This is a genomic window from Nostoc sp. (genome assembly GCF_036917515.1).
Taxonomy (GTDB): Bacteria; Cyanobacteriota; Cyanobacteriia; order Cyanobacteriales; family Nostocaceae; genus Nostoc.
Map to the genome: position 1 here is coordinate 1 of NZ_JBALDE010000007.1, position 1477 is coordinate 1477.

1 protein-coding gene is annotated in these 1477 nt (G+C 44.3%); it reads left to right on the plus strand.

Annotated elements, in window-relative coordinates; genetic code table 11:
- Positions 1-283: 283 nt before the first annotated feature.
- Positions 284-1423 carry an AAA family ATPase gene (locus V7K89_RS00495; protein WP_335183797.1) on the plus strand — a complete coding sequence of 380 codons (1140 nt, stop codon included), beginning with the start codon at positions 284-286 and terminating at the stop codon, positions 1421-1423.
- The last annotated feature ends 54 nt before the right edge of the window (positions 1424-1477 follow it).

Consider the following 1477-nt stretch of genomic DNA (forward strand, 5'->3'; position numbering starts at 1 on the left):
CAAACTGGGGTTTGAGAAAGTAAAAGCTTATTTGACTTGCGGAAAACACCAAAATGAGAAAGCAAACTGGGGTTTGAGAAAGTAAAAGCTTATTTTGTTAACTAAATTCGACTTTATCTATTTTCCCAACGCAGTGAGCAATTATAGTCATTGTGAAAATCTCAAATCAAAAATGGGTATAACAAAATACATAAAGAGATTGTAGAACTAGTTAGGGGACACTGCTATCTTCTTTCGCCTTGTATATTGTCTATAATTACAAAAGTCTAAATGGTAACACGCCGTGACCTTCGATTTGACTATTCCTCGCTCTGCTGGCGAGCCACTCAATCTCACTGTCAGCGTCGGAGAAAAACTATTCATTCTTGGTGCTAACGGTACAGGCAAGTCCAGTTTGATGCAACAGTTATATACTCCTCATTATGCTAATGCGCGACGAATATCGGCACATCGCCAAAATTGGTTTTCTTCCAATGCAATGGATTTATCACCCAAGCAAAAGCAAGACTATGAATCCAATATGCGAAGCGGAGACACCAATTTACAGTCGCGCTGGAAAGACGATTTTGCTAAACAACGCACGAGCATTGCAATCTATGACCTGATTGACGCCGAAAACGTGCGTGCTCGCTCAATTGCTGGTGCAGTCGATGGCAACAACATTGAGCTTGCAAAGACTCTTTCAAAGCAACATGCCCCTATAAAGCTTATTAATGAGCTTTTACGTCTTTCAAATATTCCAATTGAGATATCTGTCAGTGAGAACGATGAAGTAGTTGCAAGCAAATGTGGCGGTACTCCTTACAGCGTTGCGGAGCTTTCGGACGGCGAACGTAATGCCTTATTAATTGCGGCAAACGTACTGACTCTTAAGAGCGGTACATTGCTACTAATTGATGAGCCGGAGCGCCACCTTCATCGCTCCATTATCTCACCGCTCTTGACACTTTTGTTCTCCATACGGCATGATTGTGCATTCATTGTGTCTACGCACGACGTGATGCTGCCCCTTGATAATCCGGGCGCACGTACGTTGCTCATCCGAGGCTGCACCTATGCTCACTCTTCCGTCAGTGGTTGGGACGCGGATCTTGTTCCTCCCGAAACTGAGATTGATGATGACCTCAAGAAGGATATCCTTGGCGCACGTAGAAAGCTCCTATTCGTCGAAGGCACTGAGCGAAGCCTTGATAAACCGCTTTACAGTTTAATGTTTCCAAACGTCTCCGTCGTTGCTAAATCGAACTGTCGTGATGTTGAACACGCCGTTTCCAGCATCCGAGACGCTGGCAATCTTCACTGGCTTCATGCTTTTGGTATTGTTGATAACGACCGACGGACGGAAGCCGACATTAATCAGCTCAAACAGAAGGGTGTATATGCCCGAATGGCACTAAGAAAAGCTCTAAGCCATGCAGGATAAGTGGTACAGATTTTAAAGCTATTGAACAGTGAAGGTCTTGGTATGGGACAGGCG